16 protein-coding genes are annotated in these 20,697 nt (G+C 38.1%); 13 read left to right on the top strand and 3 right to left on the bottom strand.

Features of this window, described 5'->3' with window-relative positions; genetic code table 11:
- Positions 1-75: 75 nt before the first annotated feature.
- From E2K98_RS18335 to E2K98_RS18325, 3 genes are all read left to right on the top strand, one after another.
- Complete coding sequence (locus E2K98_RS18335) at positions 76-2,439, top strand: histidine kinase (RefSeq protein ID WP_133336637.1); 2,364 nt, start codon at positions 76-78, stop codon at positions 2,437-2,439.
- Between the two features lie 27 nt (positions 2,440-2,466).
- Positions 2,467-3,627 (top strand): response regulator, encoded by a 1,161-nt coding sequence (locus E2K98_RS18330; protein ID WP_133336635.1) that lies wholly within the window; start codon positions 2,467-2,469, stop codon positions 3,625-3,627.
- 153 nt (positions 3,628-3,780) lie between these two features.
- Positions 3,781-4,680 carry a 5'-nucleotidase, lipoprotein e(P4) family gene (locus tag E2K98_RS18325; protein WP_208025384.1) on the top strand — a complete coding sequence of 300 codons (900 nt, stop codon included), beginning with the start codon at positions 3,781-3,783 and terminating at the stop codon, positions 4,678-4,680.
- A gap of 361 nt (positions 4,681-5,041) precedes the next feature.
- Here the strand turns inward: E2K98_RS18325 and E2K98_RS18320 are convergent, their stop codons facing one another.
- A complete protein-coding gene (locus tag E2K98_RS18320; protein ID WP_208025383.1) occupies positions 5,042-5,875 on the bottom strand; it encodes a MerR family transcriptional regulator in 834 nt (277 codons plus the stop codon).
- Positions 5,876-6,004: 129 nt separating this feature from the next.
- Between E2K98_RS18320 and E2K98_RS18315 the strand changes: the two genes are divergently transcribed.
- The 4 genes from E2K98_RS18315 to speB all read left to right on the top strand — a co-directional run bounded on the left by E2K98_RS18315 (position 6,005) and on the right by speB (position 11,254).
- The gene (locus E2K98_RS18315) at positions 6,005-7,393 is read left to right on the top strand and encodes an APC family permease (protein ID WP_133336633.1); all 1,389 of its coding nucleotides are present in this window, start codon (positions 6,005-6,007) and stop codon (positions 7,391-7,393) included.
- Between the two features lie 26 nt (positions 7,394-7,419).
- Positions 7,420-8,892: an aldehyde dehydrogenase family protein gene (locus tag E2K98_RS18310; RefSeq protein ID WP_133336631.1), complete on the top strand. Its 1,473-nt coding sequence runs from the start codon at positions 7,420-7,422 to the stop codon at positions 8,890-8,892.
- A 64-nt stretch (positions 8,893-8,956) separates the two neighbouring features.
- On the top strand, positions 8,957-10,141 hold the full coding sequence (locus tag E2K98_RS18305; RefSeq protein WP_133336629.1) for an iron-containing alcohol dehydrogenase: 1,185 nt from the start codon (positions 8,957-8,959) through the stop codon (positions 10,139-10,141).
- Between the two features lie 114 nt (positions 10,142-10,255).
- Positions 10,256-11,254: an agmatinase gene (speB, locus tag E2K98_RS18300; protein WP_133336790.1), complete on the top strand. Its 999-nt coding sequence runs from the start codon at positions 10,256-10,258 to the stop codon at positions 11,252-11,254.
- Between the two features lie 457 nt (positions 11,255-11,711).
- Here the strand turns inward: speB and E2K98_RS18295 are convergent, their stop codons facing one another.
- The gene (locus E2K98_RS18295; protein ID WP_133336627.1) at positions 11,712-13,070 is read right to left on the bottom strand and encodes a D-serine ammonia-lyase; all 1,359 of its coding nucleotides are present in this window, start codon (positions 13,068-13,070) and stop codon (positions 11,712-11,714) included.
- A gap of 161 nt (positions 13,071-13,231) precedes the next feature.
- Between E2K98_RS18295 and E2K98_RS18290 the strand changes: the two genes are divergently transcribed.
- Positions 13,232-13,777, top strand: coding sequence for a cupin domain-containing protein (locus tag E2K98_RS18290; protein WP_133336625.1), 546 nt, complete (start codon positions 13,232-13,234; stop codon positions 13,775-13,777).
- A 90-nt stretch (positions 13,778-13,867) separates the two neighbouring features.
- Here the strand turns inward: E2K98_RS18290 and E2K98_RS18285 are convergent, their stop codons facing one another.
- Positions 13,868-15,607: a multicopper oxidase family protein gene (locus E2K98_RS18285; RefSeq protein ID WP_133336623.1), complete on the bottom strand. Its 1,740-nt coding sequence runs from the start codon at positions 15,605-15,607 to the stop codon at positions 13,868-13,870.
- Between the two features lie 293 nt (positions 15,608-15,900).
- Between E2K98_RS18285 and E2K98_RS18280 the strand changes: the two genes are divergently transcribed.
- The 5 genes from E2K98_RS18280 to E2K98_RS18260 all read left to right on the top strand — a co-directional run bounded on the left by E2K98_RS18280 (position 15,901) and on the right by E2K98_RS18260 (position 20,686).
- Positions 15,901-17,010 carry an ABC transporter substrate-binding protein gene (locus E2K98_RS18280; RefSeq protein ID WP_133336621.1) on the top strand — a complete coding sequence of 370 codons (1,110 nt, stop codon included), beginning with the start codon at positions 15,901-15,903 and terminating at the stop codon, positions 17,008-17,010.
- Positions 17,000-17,833 carry an alkaline phosphatase family protein gene (locus E2K98_RS18275; protein ID WP_133336619.1) on the top strand — a complete coding sequence of 278 codons (834 nt, stop codon included), beginning with the start codon at positions 17,000-17,002 and terminating at the stop codon, positions 17,831-17,833. Before E2K98_RS18280 ends, E2K98_RS18275 begins: the two co-directional genes overlap by 11 nt.
- A gap of 116 nt (positions 17,834-17,949) precedes the next feature.
- Positions 17,950-18,801: an ABC transporter permease gene (locus tag E2K98_RS18270; protein WP_133336617.1), complete on the top strand. Its 852-nt coding sequence runs from the start codon at positions 17,950-17,952 to the stop codon at positions 18,799-18,801.
- Complete coding sequence (locus tag E2K98_RS18265) at positions 18,801-19,673, top strand: ABC transporter permease (protein ID WP_133336615.1); 873 nt, start codon at positions 18,801-18,803, stop codon at positions 19,671-19,673. Before E2K98_RS18270 ends, E2K98_RS18265 begins: the two co-directional genes overlap by 1 nt.
- Positions 19,673-20,686 carry an ABC transporter ATP-binding protein gene (locus E2K98_RS18260; protein ID WP_133336613.1) on the top strand — a complete coding sequence of 338 codons (1,014 nt, stop codon included), beginning with the start codon at positions 19,673-19,675 and terminating at the stop codon, positions 20,684-20,686. Before E2K98_RS18265 ends, E2K98_RS18260 begins: the two co-directional genes overlap by 1 nt.
- Positions 20,687-20,697: the final 11 nt, after the last annotated feature.

Below are 20,697 nucleotides of genomic sequence, written 5' to 3'. Positions count from 1 at the left end.
ATACTGATTAAAAAAATGCAATAGCGGGTCGTAAATTAGGTGAAATGGAATAATGCAACATGAGGGGCTATTTGAATGAATGGAAAAAAAGTGATCATACTTTTGATTATGGTTTGGCTTTTTACTTCGAATTTCTCGGTTGCAGAAGCAACCTCTTCAAAAAATAGAAATAGCTATGAAAATATCTATGAAAAATATAGTAGTACTGCAGACTCTTTTTCAAGCGAGTCGATTCCACTCACAGATGATGAAATAGAGTACCTTGATAATGTCAGGAAAAAAGGGTTGAAAGTTCCTAATAATCTTGATTCCATGGGGGGATTCTATGAATTTAAAAATAATGGAAATGAATATGGGGTAAATAAACTCTTCTACTCCACACTGGAAAAAGTGTTAGGAGTAAAACTATCTTATGTCGCAGTGAGTAGTTCAGAGGATGTCATCAATAAAATATCGAATGGATCATTGGATTTGTCACCCATAATCCAAAGGCGTACAGTAGTCTATCCTGAGATTTTGCTTAGTGAACCCATTAGCATCAATATGAATTTCATTTTTTATTCGAATGATAAAAAAATAACGGATGATACACTTGTGTATACACTTGCAGGGAAAAAAGTCGGTATTCTAAACATGATAGACGATAACAGTCAATCACTGAATAATTTTAGCGATATAAAATATTATCCATACAAAGATCTTTCTGCTGCTTATGATGCATTGAAAAATAATAAGATTGATTTTATCTACTCAAATGTTGGGAATTATAGAAGTTTAATTGATCATGGTCTCTTGGCGCGTCCGGTCCCTAATTCCCGAACCTATGATACCTATCGAGTAATAACTAGCAGTTCCAATCCTCTATTACTATCGATACTGAACAAAGCGATTTCCATCGCAATTGGCCCAATCGTTGCAAAATATGAAAAAGAAATGCAGAAAGCATATTTGTACAATCATTTCCCTATGACAGAAAAGGAAAAGGAGTTTATACGTTCAATTGGAAAAGTGCGTGTTATGGTGGATGACAACTTTGCACCCCTATCCTTTTATGATAAAGCCAAAGGTAAATATTCAGGTGCCAGTGTCGAACTTTTTGAAAACATTGCACACCTCATTGGGTTAGACTATATCTTCATACGCGATGAAAACCTTAGTTGGTCCGAAAAGGTTAACAAAGTGAAAGAGAAAAATATTGACCTCCTGTTTCCAATTAGCATTACGGAGACTAGACAAAAATTCGGTCTCTTTTCACACCCGTATGTTTCCACATATTATTCTGTAATTGCAAAAGCAGACAACCCAAAAAAGATAAAATACGTGCAAGAACTTCTTCATAAAAAAGTAGGAATCGTAAAGGGAACATCCATAACAGATTTCATTGAGACAATTATTCCTAAAGAACAAATCACATATTTTGATAGTGATCGTAAAATGTATCTCGGACTAAAAAATAGGGATGTTGACTATATCATTCAAAACGAAAATGTCTTTTTGGAAGATTTTTATGAAAATGAGCTTTTTGATTTGACTTCTGTTTATCGCATTAAAGAATCACCTAAATATTATTGCTATTTTTTTAAACAGACAGGTGAGATGGATACTTTAGTAAGCATTATGAATCGTGCTATGAATTATTTTGATACAAATGATATTGTTGATAAGTATAAAGTTGGTGAAAGTGAACTTAGGAACAGGTATATCACGCAAAAAAGACATCGGAATCTAATCACTTTCATTTTGCTGATTGTATTGATCGTTTTATCACTATTTGTATTCGGTTTTATTCGAACTAAAAAGGTTTCGAAAAAACTTGAAAAGGAAGTAGCGATAAACGAAATGGCCTATTTGCAATCGCAAATAAAACCTCACTTTTTATATAATGCACTAAGCGCGATCATGGCCTTTTGCTATACTGATTCGGAAAAAGCGGGAGAATTATTGAACAGTCTCAGTAAATACCTAAGAATTGTTTTTAATACCGATAACCGTGGTGAGCTGGTAACGCTGCAACGTGAAATTGAACTGGTGAAATCTTATGTGGATATTGAGGAAGCCAGATATGGAGAACGACTTCAAACCATTTTCGAAATTGATGAAACTTGTTTACAGCAAAGGATCATGCCATTGATGATACAGCCTTTAGTAGAGAATGCAATCCGGCATGGGGTTGTAAAAAAAACGCAGGGGGGCACGTTAAAGCTTACCGTCCAGCCAAAAGGCGAATCGATAAAAGTTACTGTTACAGACGATGGGGTTGGGATGTCGGAACAAAAAATTAAAGAAATTTTATCTAGAAAGGGAACTGTTTTTGGAGTAGGCCTTGCCAATATCCATCAAAGGCTGGGACATATTGCAGATACGAAACTGACCATTGAAAGCAGAGAAGGGTATGGTACAATCATCACTTTATATTTACCGTTTAAGAAAAACACTTGATAAAATAACTGGAGGAGGAAATTTGCCTTGCCGAAGCTGATTGCGATTACCATAGATGATGAGCATCCAAACCATATTCTACTAAAACGAGTGATTGATCTAAATGGTCAATTGGAAGTGGTCAAGCAATTTACTCACCCTAAAACAGCCCTTGAAAAAATTGGTGAGATTAAACCAGATGTTGCGTTTGTGGATATTGAAATGCCAGACATGAATGGATTGGAATTGGCAGAAAAGATTTTGGCGATTCATGGGGAAACGCATATCATTTTTGTCACTGCATACAGCCAGTATGCGATAGAAGCTTTTAAAGTTAATGCCCTGGATTATATTTTAAAGCCTGTTGATGCGCAAGAAATAAATCGAGTGGTTCGTAAAATCATGAACCGTACGAGCCGGCAAAGGCCTGAATCCAAAATTGAGGATCAAGAAATCATGCACAAGGGAAGAATTCTTTGTATGGGCGAATTTGAAGTCTTTGGGAGACATTCAAATCAAAAGGTACACTGGATAACATCGAAGGTAGAGGAGCTCTTGGCTTATCTTGTCATGCACCTTGGGAAACCTATCGGCAAATGGAGGCTCTGTGATTTGCTTTGGCCCAGCCTAGACCCTGATCGGGCGACAACCAATCTCCATACCTCTATTTACCGCTTAAAGAAAACAATTGTGAATGAGCAGGTGCCACTTAAGATTAAAAGTAATAGTGACGGGTACTGGGTAGAGCTTGAGGAATGTCTCTTGGATTATCAGGAATTTGTAAGAGTATCCACGGATTTGTTAAGGAGCAACCAACATCCTGACAGCGAAAAAGAAGTATCGTTGCTTATGAAAGCTGAATCATACTACCGTGGAGAGCTTTTTGAAAATAAAGCTTATCTTTGGAGTGCTGCTCTTAGCGAAAGCATCAACCAAATTTATATTCGACTTACATATCGGCTAATCAATTATTTTGATAAAAACCAATCCATAGAACAAGAATTGGAATACCTGAAAAAGCTATTGCGCTTTTTCCCCTATGAGGAAAAGGCATGTATTATGGCAATGGAGATCTACGAAAAACGTAAAGACAAGCCAGCCCTCATCAGACAATATCAGCAGCATAGCCAATATCTTATGAAAGAAATGGGCTGCACACCCTCTTTAAAAGTTGAAAAGCACTATATGGAATTAATAAAAATCCTCTAAAGGACCAAAAGCGATTTGAAAAGGAGCTGTTTCCGATTCAAGTCGCTTTTTTCTATAATCACGTCTTTTCAGAATTGTTTATAATGTCAGAAATATGTCAGAGTGATGATTTAACATATTTTATGTTATAAAAAATTTGAGGAGGATAAAGAAATGAAAAGACATTTTTCAATGATTCTAGCAATTATTGTTGTACTTAGTAGTGCAACGGTTGGTTATGTATTTGGCTTATCTAAACAGCATTCAGCACATGTACAGGCAGCAGTGGAACAACCAAAAATAACACCAAGTGCTGAAGGTTCTACAGTAGATGGACTCAATAATATACTGAATGTAGCAGTTGCCTGGAAGCAGACTGCAGCAGAGTATAAAGCGCTCTATCACCAATCTTTTAATATGGCACGAATCCAAGTTGATCGTGCCCTTGCCAACCGCAAGGAGGGCGATAAACCGTTAGCTGTTATCACGGATATTGATGATACAATTCTCAGTCCGGTCAATTATTGGGGATATCTTATTAACAATAATAAAGACTTCTTCGACGATGCGATTTGGGACAAGTGGATTCCAACGTATAACATGGCGGCTACTGCAGGGGCACTGGATTTCTTTAATTACTGTAAGAAAAAAGGGGTGGAGGTTTTCTATGTTTCGAGCCGTGACCAAGGATCAAAAACATATCACTACGCAAAAACACAACTAAAGAAACTTAAATTTCCTTATGTCGATAAAAAGCATCTGACAATTCTCAGAGACACATCAAACAAGGAACCCCGTCAAAACGAGATAGCTCAAAATTATAAGGTAATCTCCTATTTAGGTGATAACTTGAACGATTTCCGCCGAATTTATTACGTTGCAGACATTGACAAGCGTGCCAAGTTGATGGAACAGGATAAAGATCTCTTTGGAACTAAGTTTATTCTCATGCCAAATCCAACTGACGGACATTGGGTACGCGCCATCTTTGGTGAATCGGAGCCTGCAGCGACCGATAATAATCGCGTAATATGGAAGGAGGCAGCTACTCGTTCCGCTTGGAAACAAAAGTAGAGTTGAATTTAAATGTATTGGGAGAGTCGTTACCTACATGGATTTAAAATGGACAGTGGATGGGTAATCGTTAACTCATACGGTCAGTTGCTCTTCCAGGAGGCTGCTATGGAACACGAATAGAAACGAACTTTTATAATTAGTTCGGTTTTCGTGGAAAAACATTATCGGTAGCATACAAAAAAGCGTATTAATTAACATATCTGTAATGCTTTTTTGATGATACTAATAGTCAAAGTAAAAACCACTTAGGATAATCCAAGTGGTTTTTATTTGTTAATTAAATAGGAGTTGATACAAGGGGACGGTTCCTCGTCCCATCACTTCATCAAGGTGGGACAAGGTTCCTAACCCACCGTCCCTAAATTTGAACTGGAACCTGAATTTCGAATGTAATCTCATTTGGCTTATCTGTGATTGTAATATCGACGTGCATGATTTGCAGTGCATCGCCAGTTATGTGATATCCTGTTTCTTCGAGATATTCCCAAATCTTACTCAAACTTTCGCTTCGGTTCCATAATAATTCTCCGTTGTAACGAATACATGCAAATAAACCGGCAGGAACAGTGATTTGGCACTGTTTTGGTAATTTTTCTTTATTTTTTGCAACGACAAAAATAATGGAAGGTTCTTCAAACCGTTTCGCTCTAAGATCTGCTTCCTTGATGATAATGCCTAGTCTATTACTAGCCAGAATTGGTGTCTTCTCGGTGAGCATATTTTCTAACCTTATAACACCATAACAAAGCTCCAAATTATTATTTATTTTTTCATTTAAGGTAATTAACTTCCTTTTTCCAATTTCGCGAAAAAACACCTCTTGAAGTTCTTTTTCTTTCGCTACATGCTCCAGGTATCCAATTTTCCCGCGAATATTTTCCTCCAAGTCATGTAACTCACTCAGTTTTGATTTAAGTTCCGTATGTTTGGCTTTAAGAATATCCAAGGACTTATTAAAATTACGTTCATTAAAATATTCCTTTATTTCGTCTGTACTCATCCCAAGTTGCCGCAACTCTTTGATGGTCCCTAAAACTTCATATTGAAAAATAGAATAGTAGCGATACCCCGAATCGGGATCAACATATTGAGGTTTGAATAGGTCAATCCGATCATAGTGGCGTAAGGTCTCCGCCGTTATCCCTCGTAGCCCCGCCATTTCACCAATGGTTAATTTTTCCTTTATTTTCACTGAGATAACCTCCCTTAAAAATTATAATACACCTATTGACCTTTGTGTAACAACAAGGTTTACAATAAGGATACGAAATCTTCTAAATCATCTAAGAATTTAATTTATTAACACGGAGGGAGTTGAGTTATGAAACAGAAAGCGCTTGCAAAAACGCTTACTTTGTCACAGGTTGTTTTTTTAGGAATTGCATGGAATAACCCCATGGTGTTTTTTAATACCTATGGAATTGCTGCCGTTACCTCAAAAGGTGTCATTACAGCTGCTTACATTATTGCTTTTTTAGCAATACTTTTTACAGCTCTCAGCTATGGCAAAATGGCGAAAGCGTTCCCGATTTCAGGTTCAGCCTATACCTTTACGCAAAAATCTATTAATTCTGAGGTTGGGTTCATTGTGGGTTGGTCGATTATGCTTGATTATTTGTTAACACCTATGGTTACCTGCTTAATGTCGATTGTCTTTTTGAGTTCGGTATTTCCTGGAATCCCGCATTATGTGTGGGTAATTGTGTTGACTGCAAGCATCGTATCTCCAAGTATACTAGGTGTGGAGATATCAGCAATAACTAGTAAAATTTTTGTGATTGCTCAAGTCATTTTTGTTTGCCTTTTCTGGATATTAACTTTCAAAAGTCTATCAGAAGGAGTAGGGACGGGTAGTCTTTTCTCAATTAAGCCATTGTTTGATGCGGATGTTTCCTTATCCGATATTTTGGCAGGTGCTACCATTCTTTGTTTTAGTTTTCTTGGTTTTGATTCACTGACCACTTTATCAGAGGAAACAATCAATCCCGAAAAAACGATTCCAAAAGCAATTATTATCATGCTATTGTTTATCGGAGTTTTGTATATTGGTTCTTCTTACTTAGCACAATTGGTGAATCCGGGCATTTCATTCAAACATGCTGATTCTGCAGCCCTTGAAATAGCAGTGCTCGTCGGAGGAAATTTATTTAAATCCATGTTTATTACAGCGGTGATTATTGGTAATTTCTCTTCAGGTATCGCTTCAATCACAAGCGCTTCTCGAGTGTTATATGCGATGGGGCGAGATTCCGTATTACCTAAAAAAATATTTGGATATATTCATCCTAAATTTAAAACACCGTCACTTAGCATCATTGTGATTGGCGCAGTTTCTTTACTGGCAATTTTATTAACCCTAGAACAAGTTATAAAGTTTATCAATTTTGGAGCGTTAATTGCCTTTACATCGGTAAATGTGTCTGTTATCGCCCATTATTTTATCAGAAATCACAAGCGTTCTTTTCGGGATTGCATTCGGTATCTATTATTACCACTCATTGGCGCAGCCTTTACGATGTGGTTATGGTCGCATTTAGAAATGGATGCGTTGATTCTCGGGGGCATTTGGATGGCATGCGGATTGATTTATCTTGTCTATATGACGAAATGGTTCCGCAAACCGCTTCCTGAGTTTTATTTTGATAAAGAAATGATTCCAGAAAATGACCAAGACATTGATCAAGAGGTTATCTCTCAACAGGTAAGATAAAAATAACATATTGGAGGTTTGTCAAAATGTTGAAGTTGAAAATGTTTATTAATGGTGAATGGATGGATTCGTTAAGCGGAGAGAAGAGTCATGCTGTGAATCCCGCAAACGGTAAAATCATGGCTGAGGCTCCGCAGGGAAGTAGAGAAGAAGCCCAAATGGCGATTAGTGCAGCACGAACAGCTTTTGACTCCGGAATTTGGTCAGACTTGCCGGCATCTGAACGTGCATCCTACTTATTTAAAATAGCGGATAAGATTGAAGAAAGGGCAGCCGAGCTTAGCAAACTTGAAACAGAGAATACGGGAAAACCCCTTAAAGAATCTGAGTTTGATATTGCTGATACGGTGGATTGCTTTCGATACTATGCTGGGTTAGTGACAAAACCAAATGGTCAAACGTATTCTGTTGCCGATCCTGTACAAGCCATGGTTATTCGGGAACCTGTCGGTGTATGCGGACTTATCGCTGCATGGAATTTTCCATTGTTGACGGGAGCTTGGAAAATAGCCCCTGCGCTTGCTGCGGGAAATACGCTTGTATTTAAACCAGCTGAAATCACTCCGGTCACCACTTACAAATTATTTCAGATCATGGAAGAAGTGGGGATACCAGCTGGTGTTGCAAACCTAGTTTTGGGAGGTGGTTCAACAGTAGGAAAAGAAATAGCGGAAAGTCAGAAGGTGGATCTGATTTCTTTTACAGGTAGTACAGCAACGGGTAGAAGCATCATGAATGCAGCAACAGGAAATATTAAAAACATTTCACTCGAACTAGGCGGCAAGTCACCAAATATTGTTTTCGCTGACGCAGATTTTGAGACAGCTATCGATTATGCATTAAATGGGATTTTTACCAATGCCGGACAAGTTTGTAATGCAGGATCGCGTTTACTATTAGAAGAGAGCATTCATGATAAGTTCATTGCTAGATTAGTAGAAAGAGCGAAAAAGATTCAGGTTGGGCTTGGAGATGATTCGTCTACAGAGATGGGGCCGCTTGTAAGTGAAGACCATATGAAGAACATCCTTGAATATATTCAAATTGGCTTAAACGAAGGGGCTACATTAGTTTGCGGGGGCAACCGCATCACAAGTGACGGGCTTGAAAATGGTTATTTCATTGAGCCAACAATATTTGTTGACACCAAACCTGACATGAGAATTGTTCAGGAAGAAATTTTTGGACCAGTCCTTGTCGTTCAAAAGTTTAAAGATGAGGCGGAAGCAATCCAGCTGGCAAATGATACCTCATACGGGCTTGCAGCAGGTGTTTTTTCACAAGATGGCGCCAAAGCTTTGAGGGTTATTAAAAAAGTAAGAGCCGGAATTACCTATGTTAATGCTTATAACCTCGCCTATAATGAAGCACCGTGGGGAGGGTACAAGCAGAGCGGGATTGGCCGCGGGTTAGGAACCTTTGGTTTGGATACGTTTACTGAGGTAAAACAAATCAATATTAATTTAGATGTTAAGCCAACTGAATGGTTTAGCAATTAGTTAAATAGAGAAAACACCAGATTTAAATTCAGAATATTGGGAATAATAAAGGAGGAAATTTAATATGTTATGGGATTTTCATTTTAATCTGCCTACTTCTATAGAGTTTGGAAAGGGTAAAGTAAAGAATATTGGGAAAAGGGCTAAAGAATTAGGGGGAAATAAAGCACTCATTATTACAGATAAAGGACTTGCACAAACAGGAATTTTGGACAAAATCACACAATCTTTAGATCAAGAAGGTGTTAATTATATTGTTTATGATGAAATATCACCTAATCCAAAAGATGTAGATTGCGAGAGTGCTTATCAAAAGTTTAAAAACGAGAACATCGATCTTTTAATTGGTCTTGGCGGCGGAAGTTCAATGGATACAGCCAAAGCAATTGGGACACTTTTAACACATGGAGGAGAATTAAGAAAACGTTACGGTGTAAATTTACTAGAACGGGAAATCCCACCACTAATTTGTATTCCGACAACTTCAGGTACCGGTAGTGAAGTTACAAGAGGTTCTGTCATTACCGATACCGTGACGAAACAAAAGGAGGCGATACTAGATTTGAAAATCGCTCCTAAACTTGCACTTGTAGATCCTGAATTGACAGTAACTTTGCCTAAATCCATTACAGCAGCTACAGGAATGGATGCACTCACACATGCTATCGAAGCTTACACCTGCAAAGTTGCTCAACCACTTTCAGATGCTTTGGGACTATATTCCATAGAATTAATTGCAAAGTACCTACCATTAGCAGTAGAAAATGGTCACGATTTAGAGGCTAGGAAAAATATGCTTTTGGGCAGTTTGGTTGCCGGTATCGCCTTTGATAACACGGATCTTGGGGCTGTACATGCAATGGCCGAACCACTTGGAGGACTTTATGATACTCCACATGGAGTGGCGAATTCTATTTTTCTTCCACATGTATTTGAATATAATATTCCTTCAAATCCAGAAAAGCACGCCATGGTAGCAATCAAGCTTGGGGCAAATCCTGAAGGAAAAACAATTGAAGAAACGGCTTATGAAGGTGTTGTGTTGTTAAAAGAGCTGGCAAATAAAATCGGCATTCCTAGCTTTCGAGATTTAAGTAATGTAAATCCCGAAGACTTCCCATTCCTAGCAGAAGGAGCCTTTAAACATTTGTGTACTCAGGCAAATTCAAGGGATTTGACAAAAGAAGACTATCTGAATTTATTTCAAAAGACTTATGAGGAGAAAACAACAACTTTAATTGAAAGCTAATTGTGTAAACAATATAAAAATAGAATTAAAAATAATTGGTTAACAAACGGCCCCCCTCAGAAAACTTTGCATAAGGAAAAAGAGTGGATGAAAATTAAAAAGGAGGCAGCAAGAATGTCTATTCGTGATGAAAAGCAGTTTTTAAACTTACCATTTACAGGAATTTGTACTTTTGGGAAATACCCAATATGTTCGAACCTGAACCAGCTTGATGCAGATGTAGCTGTAATCGGGGTGCCTAATGACATGGGGACACAATGGAAATCTGGTGCAAGAATGGGCCCTAGAGGAATCCGCGAAGGCTCTACATTATATAGTTTCGGTCTGGATGGTGCTTATGATATTGAAAATGATACTATGTATCTTGGGCCTGAATGGAAAGTCGTCGACTGTGGTGATGTAGACATGGTACACGGAGATATTATGCAGTGCCATGAAAATACAGAAGAAGCAATACGAAAAATTATTTCCAAAGGTGCTATGCCGGTTGTATTAGGAGGCGATCACTCCATCACAGCAGCAGTTGGAAAGGGACTAGAAGACATAGGTCCGTTTCATGTGATTCAAATTGATGCCCATCTAGACTGGGCGGATCATCGCTCAGGAATGAGGTATGGTCATGGAAATTGCATTCGTCGCTTATCTGAGCTGGATTATGTTCAGAAAATATTCCAGTTCGGTATTCGCGGGATCAGCAGCAGCAAAAAAGAAGACGTCGATGCAGCAAGAGCGTATGGCAGCGTGATCCTATCACCTCGTCAGATGAGAAAAATGGGACTTAAAGAAGTGTTGGAGCTTATTCCTGCAGGAGAAAAATATTATGTAACGATTGATATTGACGGAATCGATCCGTCCATTGCACCTGGAACAGGAACACCTTCTCCAGGTGGGCTCCTCTACGATGAGGTTAATGAATTGCTTAAAGGAATTTCCAAAAGAGGAGAAGTCATCGGGTTTGATTTAGTAGAAGTTGCCCCTCCATATGATCTAACGGGCATAACTGGACAAGTAGCAGCCCGTATTTTACTAGACTTACTCAGCTATGTATTAAAAGAAAAAGAGAAAAAAGAGAATAAAAAATTCGGAAAAGAAAAAGAAGAAATGCTTTTTTAACTGGGGTTGTTTCCTACTGGGACCAATGGATGTTAATAAAAAAGAGGAACGCAAAGCGTTCCTCTCCTTATTTCTATGGACTCTAACCATTTGTAAAACAAGAAAAAATTCACTATAACTTCATTTTGTATTCTAGCCTTAAAACCCTTCATCTCTTTGAAAATCTAAACATTTATTCTCCTTACTTTTATATTTATTTATTTTATTACATTAATAAGGAATGACCGTCAGATAATTATAATATTTCTCCCGAGAAAATCATATTTGAGCCAAATCTGACCATTAGATGGGGATAGGAGCTCCTTCCCCCATCTAACTAGAAGTTTTAAACGAATTCAATACTTATGCAAGTAGCTGATAGGAATTAGTCCATGCGATGCACGGTGTAACGTTATATTAAGACCTCATTATTCTATGATGGGATGGTTAAAGAATACCTAACCCCGTGTTAATTTACTTATTGTTCATTTAACGTTAACTTCAATCCTTTTCGATAATATTCTGCCATCATTTCTTCAGGAACCATGTTTCCACCTGTTCCCCAAATAATATGTGTAGCCTTGTTCATTTTTTTAGTTAAATTATGCTTCTGTAAATAATCGGTTCCCTCTTTAAATAATTTAATGGGGCCAATCATGCCTGCTAGTGCAGAAGGTTCTAAACGAATCGCCTCTGTATCAACTAGTTCCTTTAGCAACATATATAATTGCTCATCGCAAACCGTATAATTACCACTTAAAAACGGTTCTATCGTTTTACCCACAAATCCAGATGGTCTTCCAACAGCTAGTCCATCTGCGTCTGTTATATTATCAATACCGATATCTTGTACAGAAATTCTATCATGGAGTCCAGTCATTAATCCAAGTAACATACATGGAGAATGAGTAGGTTCTGCAAAGAAACAGTGAACGTAATCTTTATACAATACCTTTAACCCAAACGCTATACCTCCAGGACCACCGCCTACCCCACATGGAAGGTATACAAACAAAGGATTATTTTCATCTATTGTTATCTTTAACTCTTCTAATTGTTTTTTTAATCGAACTGCTGCCACTGCGTATCCTAAAAATAGATCATGAGAATTTTCATCATCCACGAAATAACATGTAGGGTCCATATCTGCTTGAATTCGACCTTCCTCTACTGCTTTACTATAATCTGCTTCATACTCAATGACATTAACATTTTTGCTTCGAAGCAACTCTTTTTTCCATTGTTTTGCATCAGCCGACATATGAACAGTCACATTAAAACCTAATTTTGCACTCATGATGCCTATACTAAGTCCTAAATTTCCAGTCGACCCAACAGCGATTGAATATTGAGAGAAGAAGGTTCGAAACCTATCACTATCTAAAATTGAATAGTCATCGTGAACTGTTAACAATTGATGTTGAAGAGCTAATTCTTCTGCATGTTTGAGAACTTCATAAATCCCGCCTCTTGCTTTTATAGATCCTGATATAGGAAGATGACTATCACATTTTAGAAATAATTCACCTAATATAGGTTGTTGATAATTCCGTTCTAGGGATTGTTTCATGGAGGGGATATCCACTAAAGGTGATTCGATAATACCATTCATCTTTTTTGTTTCTGGGAAAACCTTAGCGATATATGGTGCAAAACGTTTCAACCTTTCCTCTGCATCCCTTACATCTTCTTGAATTAGGGGGGATTTTTTAATTCCTGTTTGGAATTTTTCGATATTTGGATTGAACCAGAATATTTCCTCCATTGAAATGAGTTTGCTTAGTAAAGGATATTGGTCTTTCCATTTTTGTATTTCTTTGCTTTCAATTTCCTTCATTCGACGAATCCTCCTAATTGACTTGTAAACAGTTATCAAACTGAAATAAAATATAAGTTAATATACGTTAAATAAAATTTAACACAAATTATTTTAAATGTTAAGTGCTGTTTAATTATGTTAAATATAAATTAACATTCAGTGTTAAGGAGTGTATAGGGATGGAAAATATAGATATTGGAAAAAGGGTTGAACAATATAGAAAAGCTAAAGTGTTAAGTATAAGAGAATTAGCTAAGTTAGCTGAAATAACGCCTTCGATGTTAAGCCAAATTGAACGCGGATTAGCAAATCCTTCTATTCAAACCCTTAAAGTTTTAGCAAAGGCCCTTGATGTTCCAACCTTTAGTTTTTTCCTTGAAGAAAAAAACACGGCGGATTTAGTTGTTAGGACAAATCAACGTAGAAAAATGGTGATTGACAATTTGTCTTATGAATTGTTATCACCCGATTTTACTGGAAATCTCGCGTCAGCTATTATGAAGGTTCCGCCAAACACTTCGTCGTCTGAGAAACTCTTGGAACATAAAGGAGAGGAAGTTGCTTTTATTTTAGAGGGGAAAATTAAGGTGTATTTAAATGAGGAGGAACATATATTAGAGGCTGGTGATAGTGTGAAAATACCTGCATATATGAAACATAAATGGGAAAATGATTTCAACCAAAATGCGGTTGTATTATTTTCAGTTACCCCGCCTGCTTTTTAACCCTAATGATAAATAAATCTTATTTCAGTATTTCATATAAAAAAAGACTAGCTCAATCATGAAAAAACTAGTCTTTGTATATCTTTACCTTTATTTTTTTGGGTGGCGGTGATGAGGATGGTGATGGTGATGGTCATTAGAACTTGACTCATCTTGGTCATGATCCTCTTTACATCCACAATGTTCATGATCCTCATGACAACATTGGGTAAACGAGTCATCCGGACACACGCCTGGAATTGGAACGCATGGGTTAAAATTATGATTTTGGAGTACTTCATACGGTCGCATCATGTCGTGGTCTTCATGTTCAAGGATATGACAATGCCATGGGTAGATTCCTGTAAATGGCCCAAACCGTGCAATGATTCGGGTGACCTCCCCGGGATTGGCACGAACAGTATCTTTCCATCCCATTTCATTTGGGTCGGGTGGTTGTGGCGGTCCGACTACAAGGTCAGTACCATTTGGATCACCGGTAAACACAGCACGATTCAAAATTTGAAAAGTAACAAGGTGCAAGTGAATTGGGTGAGTGTCCGGTGTAGTATTGTAAAGCTCCCAAATCTCGATAGTTCCATTATATGGGGTTTCTGTTAAAGGTAACTGATCCCAATCGAGATTATTTAAAAGAAGTTTTAAACGCCCGAACTCATCTGTAGTTTCCACTAAGACGTTTTTTCTTACCGTTACAGCATCAGCAGAATCAAGTCTTTCCAAGCAGCTTAGCTTCGCGGGTATTTTGCTGCTGTCAGACAAAGTGTGTCTTTGCTTGACTACTCGAAATTCCATAATCTGCGTTAGGTTAGGAGAAGGTGGATCGCCACCGGGGAATGGTGCTGGTGCGTCATTAGTTAAAATAATACTTTGACCATTGTGGTTTGAAAAATCGATAATAACATCGACCCGTTCTGCAGGTGCAAGGATGATTTCGGCAACGGTGACTGGATTTTCCAAAAGTCCTCCTTCCGTGCCAATTTGGACAAAATCTTGACCAGAGCTCAAACGAATACGGTAAAGTCGAGCATTGGAACCATTAAGTATGCGGAAGCGATATTTCCGTGGCTCAACCTCCAGGAAAGGCCATACTTTTCCATTGACTAAGATTGTGTTGCCAAAAAACTCAGGGACAACGGATGGGTTTGGTACTGTTGGATCGATTGGTGGAGGCGGTTGTGGTGCTGGAGGAGGCTCGTGGCCAGGCTGGGTTGGATAGAACAATTCACCATCAGGATAGAACGAACGATCTTGGATGACCAGTGGAATTTCAAATTTTCCTCTTGGAAGGTCCAATTCATCCTCTTCATCATCTCTTAGGATATAGAATCCTGCAAGCCCTGCATATACGTTCAAACGAGTAATTCCAAGTGCGTGATCATGGTACCATAGTGTTGCAGGGCGTTGACAGTTGGGATAAAAATATACTTCATGGGCAAATTTCGGTCCAACATTTTCAAAATCTCGTGTAAACCAAGCCTCTGGATATCCGTCATTTTCTGGACGAACACGACCTTCATGTAAATGTACGACCGTTCTTACAGAAGGTTTATCTGGTTCTGCACCATGAAGCGTTCTATCCACGGGCAGCAGGTGTTCAAATGGCAATTTATTTTTCCATTTTACTAAAATAGGTTCATTTCTTCGTACCTCGAATGTAGGGCCAGGATACATACCGTTGTAACCCCAAACAGTAGTTGGGGGCAAATCGCGATGTAACTTTTGCTTTACTTGTTTCATGATTACTTCATAGAATGGGATGTCATCACATCTATCTTTGGGTTCCAAGATAGGTGGAAGGGGTAATGCGTCCACAAACTTCTTTAAAGACATCTTCCTGCCTCCTTTAAAAAAATGAAACATAATTCCCTTTCTATAATTAGTTCTATACAAAGAACTTTATGACAAAAACATTTGTAAGTTTTACTTCCTACTCACTCAACAAAATGTTGTCCGGTGCAGTAGGTTTTTTTGTGAAAAGATCTTTGTTTTTATAGGAGATTTTTAGCGGGTAGACATTACAAAACCTTAACATTGGCTTAATGTGGGATTCACATTCATGAATTATTCTAAAACCGTAAACAATCAACAACAATATTAAAGAAACCAAACTGGAGGATTTCTTAATGAAACGTAAATGGAGTAAGACACTGAAGTCAATACAAGCTGGGGTATTAGGTGTAAGTTTACTAAGTTTGGCAGCTTGCAGTACAAATGAAAAAACTGTTGCTCCCGTTGTGAAAAATCCTAATTCACTAAAAGTTGGGGAAATTGAGTCAAAAGCAAAGAAAGAAGGAGCCATAAATAGCGTCGGTATGCCAGATACTTGGGCAAACTGGGGGGAAACTTGGGGAGACGTGACAAAAAAATACAAATTGACCCATAATGATACAGATTTATCAAGCGCTGAAGAAATTGCAAAGTTTGAATCTGAAAAGGAGAATGCTTCGGCTGATATTGGTGACGTAGGGATTTCTTTTGCTCCTATAGCGGAACAAAAAAAGCTCACTATACCATATAAGACCTCCTATTGGAATGAAGTACCGAAATGGGCAAAAGATGACGATGGAGACTGGGTTGCAGGATATCAGGGAACGATTGCTTTCTTAACAAATAAAGAATTGGTAAAGAACCCGCCAAAATCATGGGCTGATCTATTAAAAGGAAACTTCAAAGTAACCGTTGGGGATGTTCAGCGCGGCGCACAGAATCAAATGGCTGTTCTTGCTGCTGCGATTGCTAACGGCGGTAGTGAGTCAAATATCGAACCGGGTCTTAAATATTTTGCCAAGCTTGCCAAGCAGGGCCGTCTTAGTCTGACGGATGCAAAGCCGGCTAACATTGAAAAAGGGGAAGTAGAGGTAGCCATTGTTTGGGATTTCAATGCCATTGGATATGCGGAGCAAATCAACCGCAAGCAATTTGATATAAGCATTCCAAAAGAAGGTTCAGTTGTCAGTGCTTATTCCACCATCATTAACAAATATGCTAAGCATCCATATGCTGCGATGGCGACTAGAGAATATATCTTAAGTGATGAAGGTCAAATTAATTTAGCTAAAGGATTCGCACGTCCGATTCGTGATGTACAACTTCCAAAAGAGGTAGCAGCCAAACTGGTTCCAAACGAAGAATACAAAAATGCCCAACCAATTAAAGATTACAAAGCTTGGGAAGGAACAGCAAAAACTTTACCGCAGCTGTGGCAAGAAGAGGTGTTAGTCAATGTTAAATAAAGTGATTGTCGTTGTTGTTGATGGTATGAGATATGATAAGGCGTTTGATGCACTAGGATATGTTCAGCATTTAGTTGAAACGAATCAGGCGGCACTATACAAAGTGAAATCGGAGCTTCCAAGTCTTTCCCGTCCGCTGTATGAAGTATTACTAACCGGCACTCCGGCATCCATGAATGGAATTACCTCCAATCAAACGGTTCGTTTATCTAATGAGAAAAGTATTTTTCATCTTACGAAAGAGAACGGATTAAGAAATGCTTCTGCAGCTTATTACTGGGTAAGCGAACTATATAACCGGGCGCCATTCAACTTTATAGAAGACCGTATCCAAGAAGATATGTCTAAGCCTATCCAATCCGGATTGTTCTATTGGGAAGATGATTATCCGGATAGCCATTTGTTGATGGATGCGGAGGCTTTACGCAGAAAGCATGATCCTCACTTTTTATATATTCATCCTATGGGAGTGGATGTAAAAGGAGAGAATTATGGTTCCGAATCGAAAGAATATCGGGAACAAATTTTAAAAATGGGCAGCTTGTTAGCGCAACTTCTCCCGATTTGGATGAAATCTGGTTACCATATTTTGATTACCTCCGACCATGGGATGAGTGAATACGGGAACCATGGGGGCATAACTGATGGTGAACGTGATGTACCGCTTTTTGTCATTAGTCCAAGAATAGAAACAGGAATACATGGGGAAACCATTCCTCAATTGGCGTTTGCACCACTGGTTTGTGAACTGTTAAGTATTGAACCGTCTGACAAAATGATTTCTTATAAATTTCCTGGACTGAAAGAAGCGGTCACTCTTTAATTTGGACAGCTTTATAGTCTATAAATCAAGCATTCTTTGAAAATTTGAATCGATCTGGCATTATTGCTAAATCGATTCAAAGGATTGTTTAGCCATTTTTAGAGGAGCGAAAAATCTTGCAAAAAATAAAAAAACAAAAACTTTATTTATTAGCTCTTTTACTGCCATTTATTATTCTGATTGTTGGTTTTGAAATTGGACCATTAGTTACGATGTTGAAAAATAGCTTTTATGCTGACGATGGAACCAAGGTGACATTTGAGCAATATATAACCATTTTTAAAAGTAAATTTTACTTACAAGCCATTCAAAACAGCGTTCTTATTTCATTTTTTTCCGCAATCACTTCGATTATAGTGGCGATTGGTCTCGCCTATTCGTTTACAAAATTTTCGAAGAAAGCACAAAATCGTTTACTCATGATTGCCAATATGACTTCCCATTTTGAAGGAATTCCACTTTCTTTTTCCTACATTATATTGCTTGGTAACAATGGTCTGTTTACTTTACTTTTTGCCAAGTTTGGCTGGGATGTGTTAGGGAATTTTAATTTATACTCTTGGACGGGGTTAATTCTTGTCTACGTTTATTTCCAAATTCCCATGGCTATTATGCTTCTATATCCGTCTTATCAAGGGATTAAACAGCAATGGAAAGAAGCTGCAGCATTATTAGGGGCTTCAAAGCGGCAATTTTGGCTTCATATTGGCCTGCCTGTTCTTTTACCTAGTATTGCCGGTATATTCAGTATTTTGTTTGCGAACGCCATGGGCGCATATGCTACAGCTTATGCATTAGTTGGCAGTAATTATAATTTACTATCTTTGCAAATTGCCTCTCTTGTTGCTAGTGATGTTGCCTTAAAGCCGCAACTGGGCAGTGCATTAGGTGTTCTTTTAGCTTCGACGATGATTATGGCGATGTGGTTTAATCAGCGCATGATGCGTCGTTTCAGGAGGGATTTATAATGAAATCTTCATTGCGTTTTCATAAAGCAGCGGTTTGGTTACTCATTATTTATTTGTTAATTCCGCTAATCGGGACATTTTTATTTTCGATTGCCGGCAAGTGGGACCGTACCATTCTACCTGAATCTTTTACCGTAAAATGGTATGTGGAATTATTTCAAGATGCTAGATTTTTTACTGCTTTTCAACACACTCTGTTTCTGATTGTTATGTCTGTGGGGCTTAGTATCCTGATTATGCTTCCGACTATTTTTATTATTACGATCTATTTCCGCAAGTTGGAAGGGCTGCTTCAAGCGGTGGCGATGCTTCCTTATGGAATTCCTCCCATTGTCGGGGCTGTTGGATTAATCAAGTTATATTCGAATGGACCGATTCAAATATCCGGGACACCTTGGATTCTAATTGGTGCTTATTTTGTTACCATTTTGCCATTTATGTATCAAGGGATTCGGAACAGTCTGCGGACCATTAATGCGGTGGAACTTGTTGATGCCGCTGAGTTGTTGGGGGCATCAAAGTTTCAAGCTTTTAGAACCGTCGTGTTTCCTAATATTCTATCCGGTATCCTAGTATCTACACTGTTATCCGTTGCTCTTTTATTTAGTGAGTTTTCTTTTGCCAATCTGCTGGTTGGAGGACAGTTTGAAACCCTTCAAATTTATCTTGCAAACAAGTTAAATACAAGCGGTCACTTAACAAGTGCAATTGTTATTACGTATTATTCAGTGATTATGCTGTTAACATGGGCCGTTTTAAAAGCCACGTTCCGAAACCAAAAAAGTCCATATAGGTTAAAAAAGAAGAGGACTTTTTCAAGTTTTAAGAAACAGTCTCCTAAAAACATTACTTTTTTGGAAGGTGAAAATTAATGAGCTATATAACCATTGATCAAGTGACAAAACGGTATGAAAATCAGGTAGTTTTAAATCATATATCCTTAACACTGCAAAAAGGGGAATTTGCTACACTTCTTGGACAAAGCGGATGCGGAAAAAGTACATTACTCAGGTCCATCGCTGGACTTGAAGAAGTGGATAGGGGAAGGATCTTGGTGGATCAAAGGGATATTACTCATTTATCACCTCGGCACCGTGAAGTCGGGATGGTCTTCCAATCTTATGCCCTTTTTCCGAATATGACCGTTTTCGATAACATTGCATATGGGCTTAAAATGAAAAAACAAAGAAATATCAAATCCAGGGTGCAAAACATGATTGATATGGTTGATTTAACCGGAAAAGAAGGATCTTATCCGCATCAGCTGTCCGGCGGCCAGCAGCAGCGGGTTGCACTGGCACGGGCGCTTGTAATGGAACCGAAAGTGCTGCTGTTGGACGAGCCTTTAAGTGCATTGGATGCAAAAATCAGGAAAAATTTACAAAGGGAATTAAAAAGAATCCAAAGGGAATTGGAGATCACCACGATCTTTGTTACGCATGATCAAGAAGAGGCAATGACCTTGTCAGATAAGATCTTTATTATGAATGAAGGCAATATTGTTCAATCAGGTTCTCCATCAGAAATTTATACTTCTCCAGTTAACACCTTTGTTGCAAAGTTTATCGGGAATTATAATGTTTTAAATGTTGAGGTATTTAATAAATTGATTAGAAGTCCGGAATTAACAGGCAATGAAGTGGCGATCCGCCCTGAAGTATTACAATTAACTCCAGTTGAACAAGAAACCATACCTTTACAAGATAATTGGACGGTTAAAGGTGTGATTCGGGATATTTCGATGACTGGGAATGTTTTAAGATACGAAGTTGAAACAGATGGTTCCATCCTTCATGTGGATTCTCTTCATCATCAAGGAGGAAAACTGGATCAGGGCTCACCTATTCGGATCCTTATACCAAAGAAAGAATGTATTGTTTTATAAATTAGTAATGG

The organism is Bacillus salipaludis, assembly GCF_004358205.1.
This window is presented reverse-complemented; position numbering and strand designations above follow the sequence as displayed.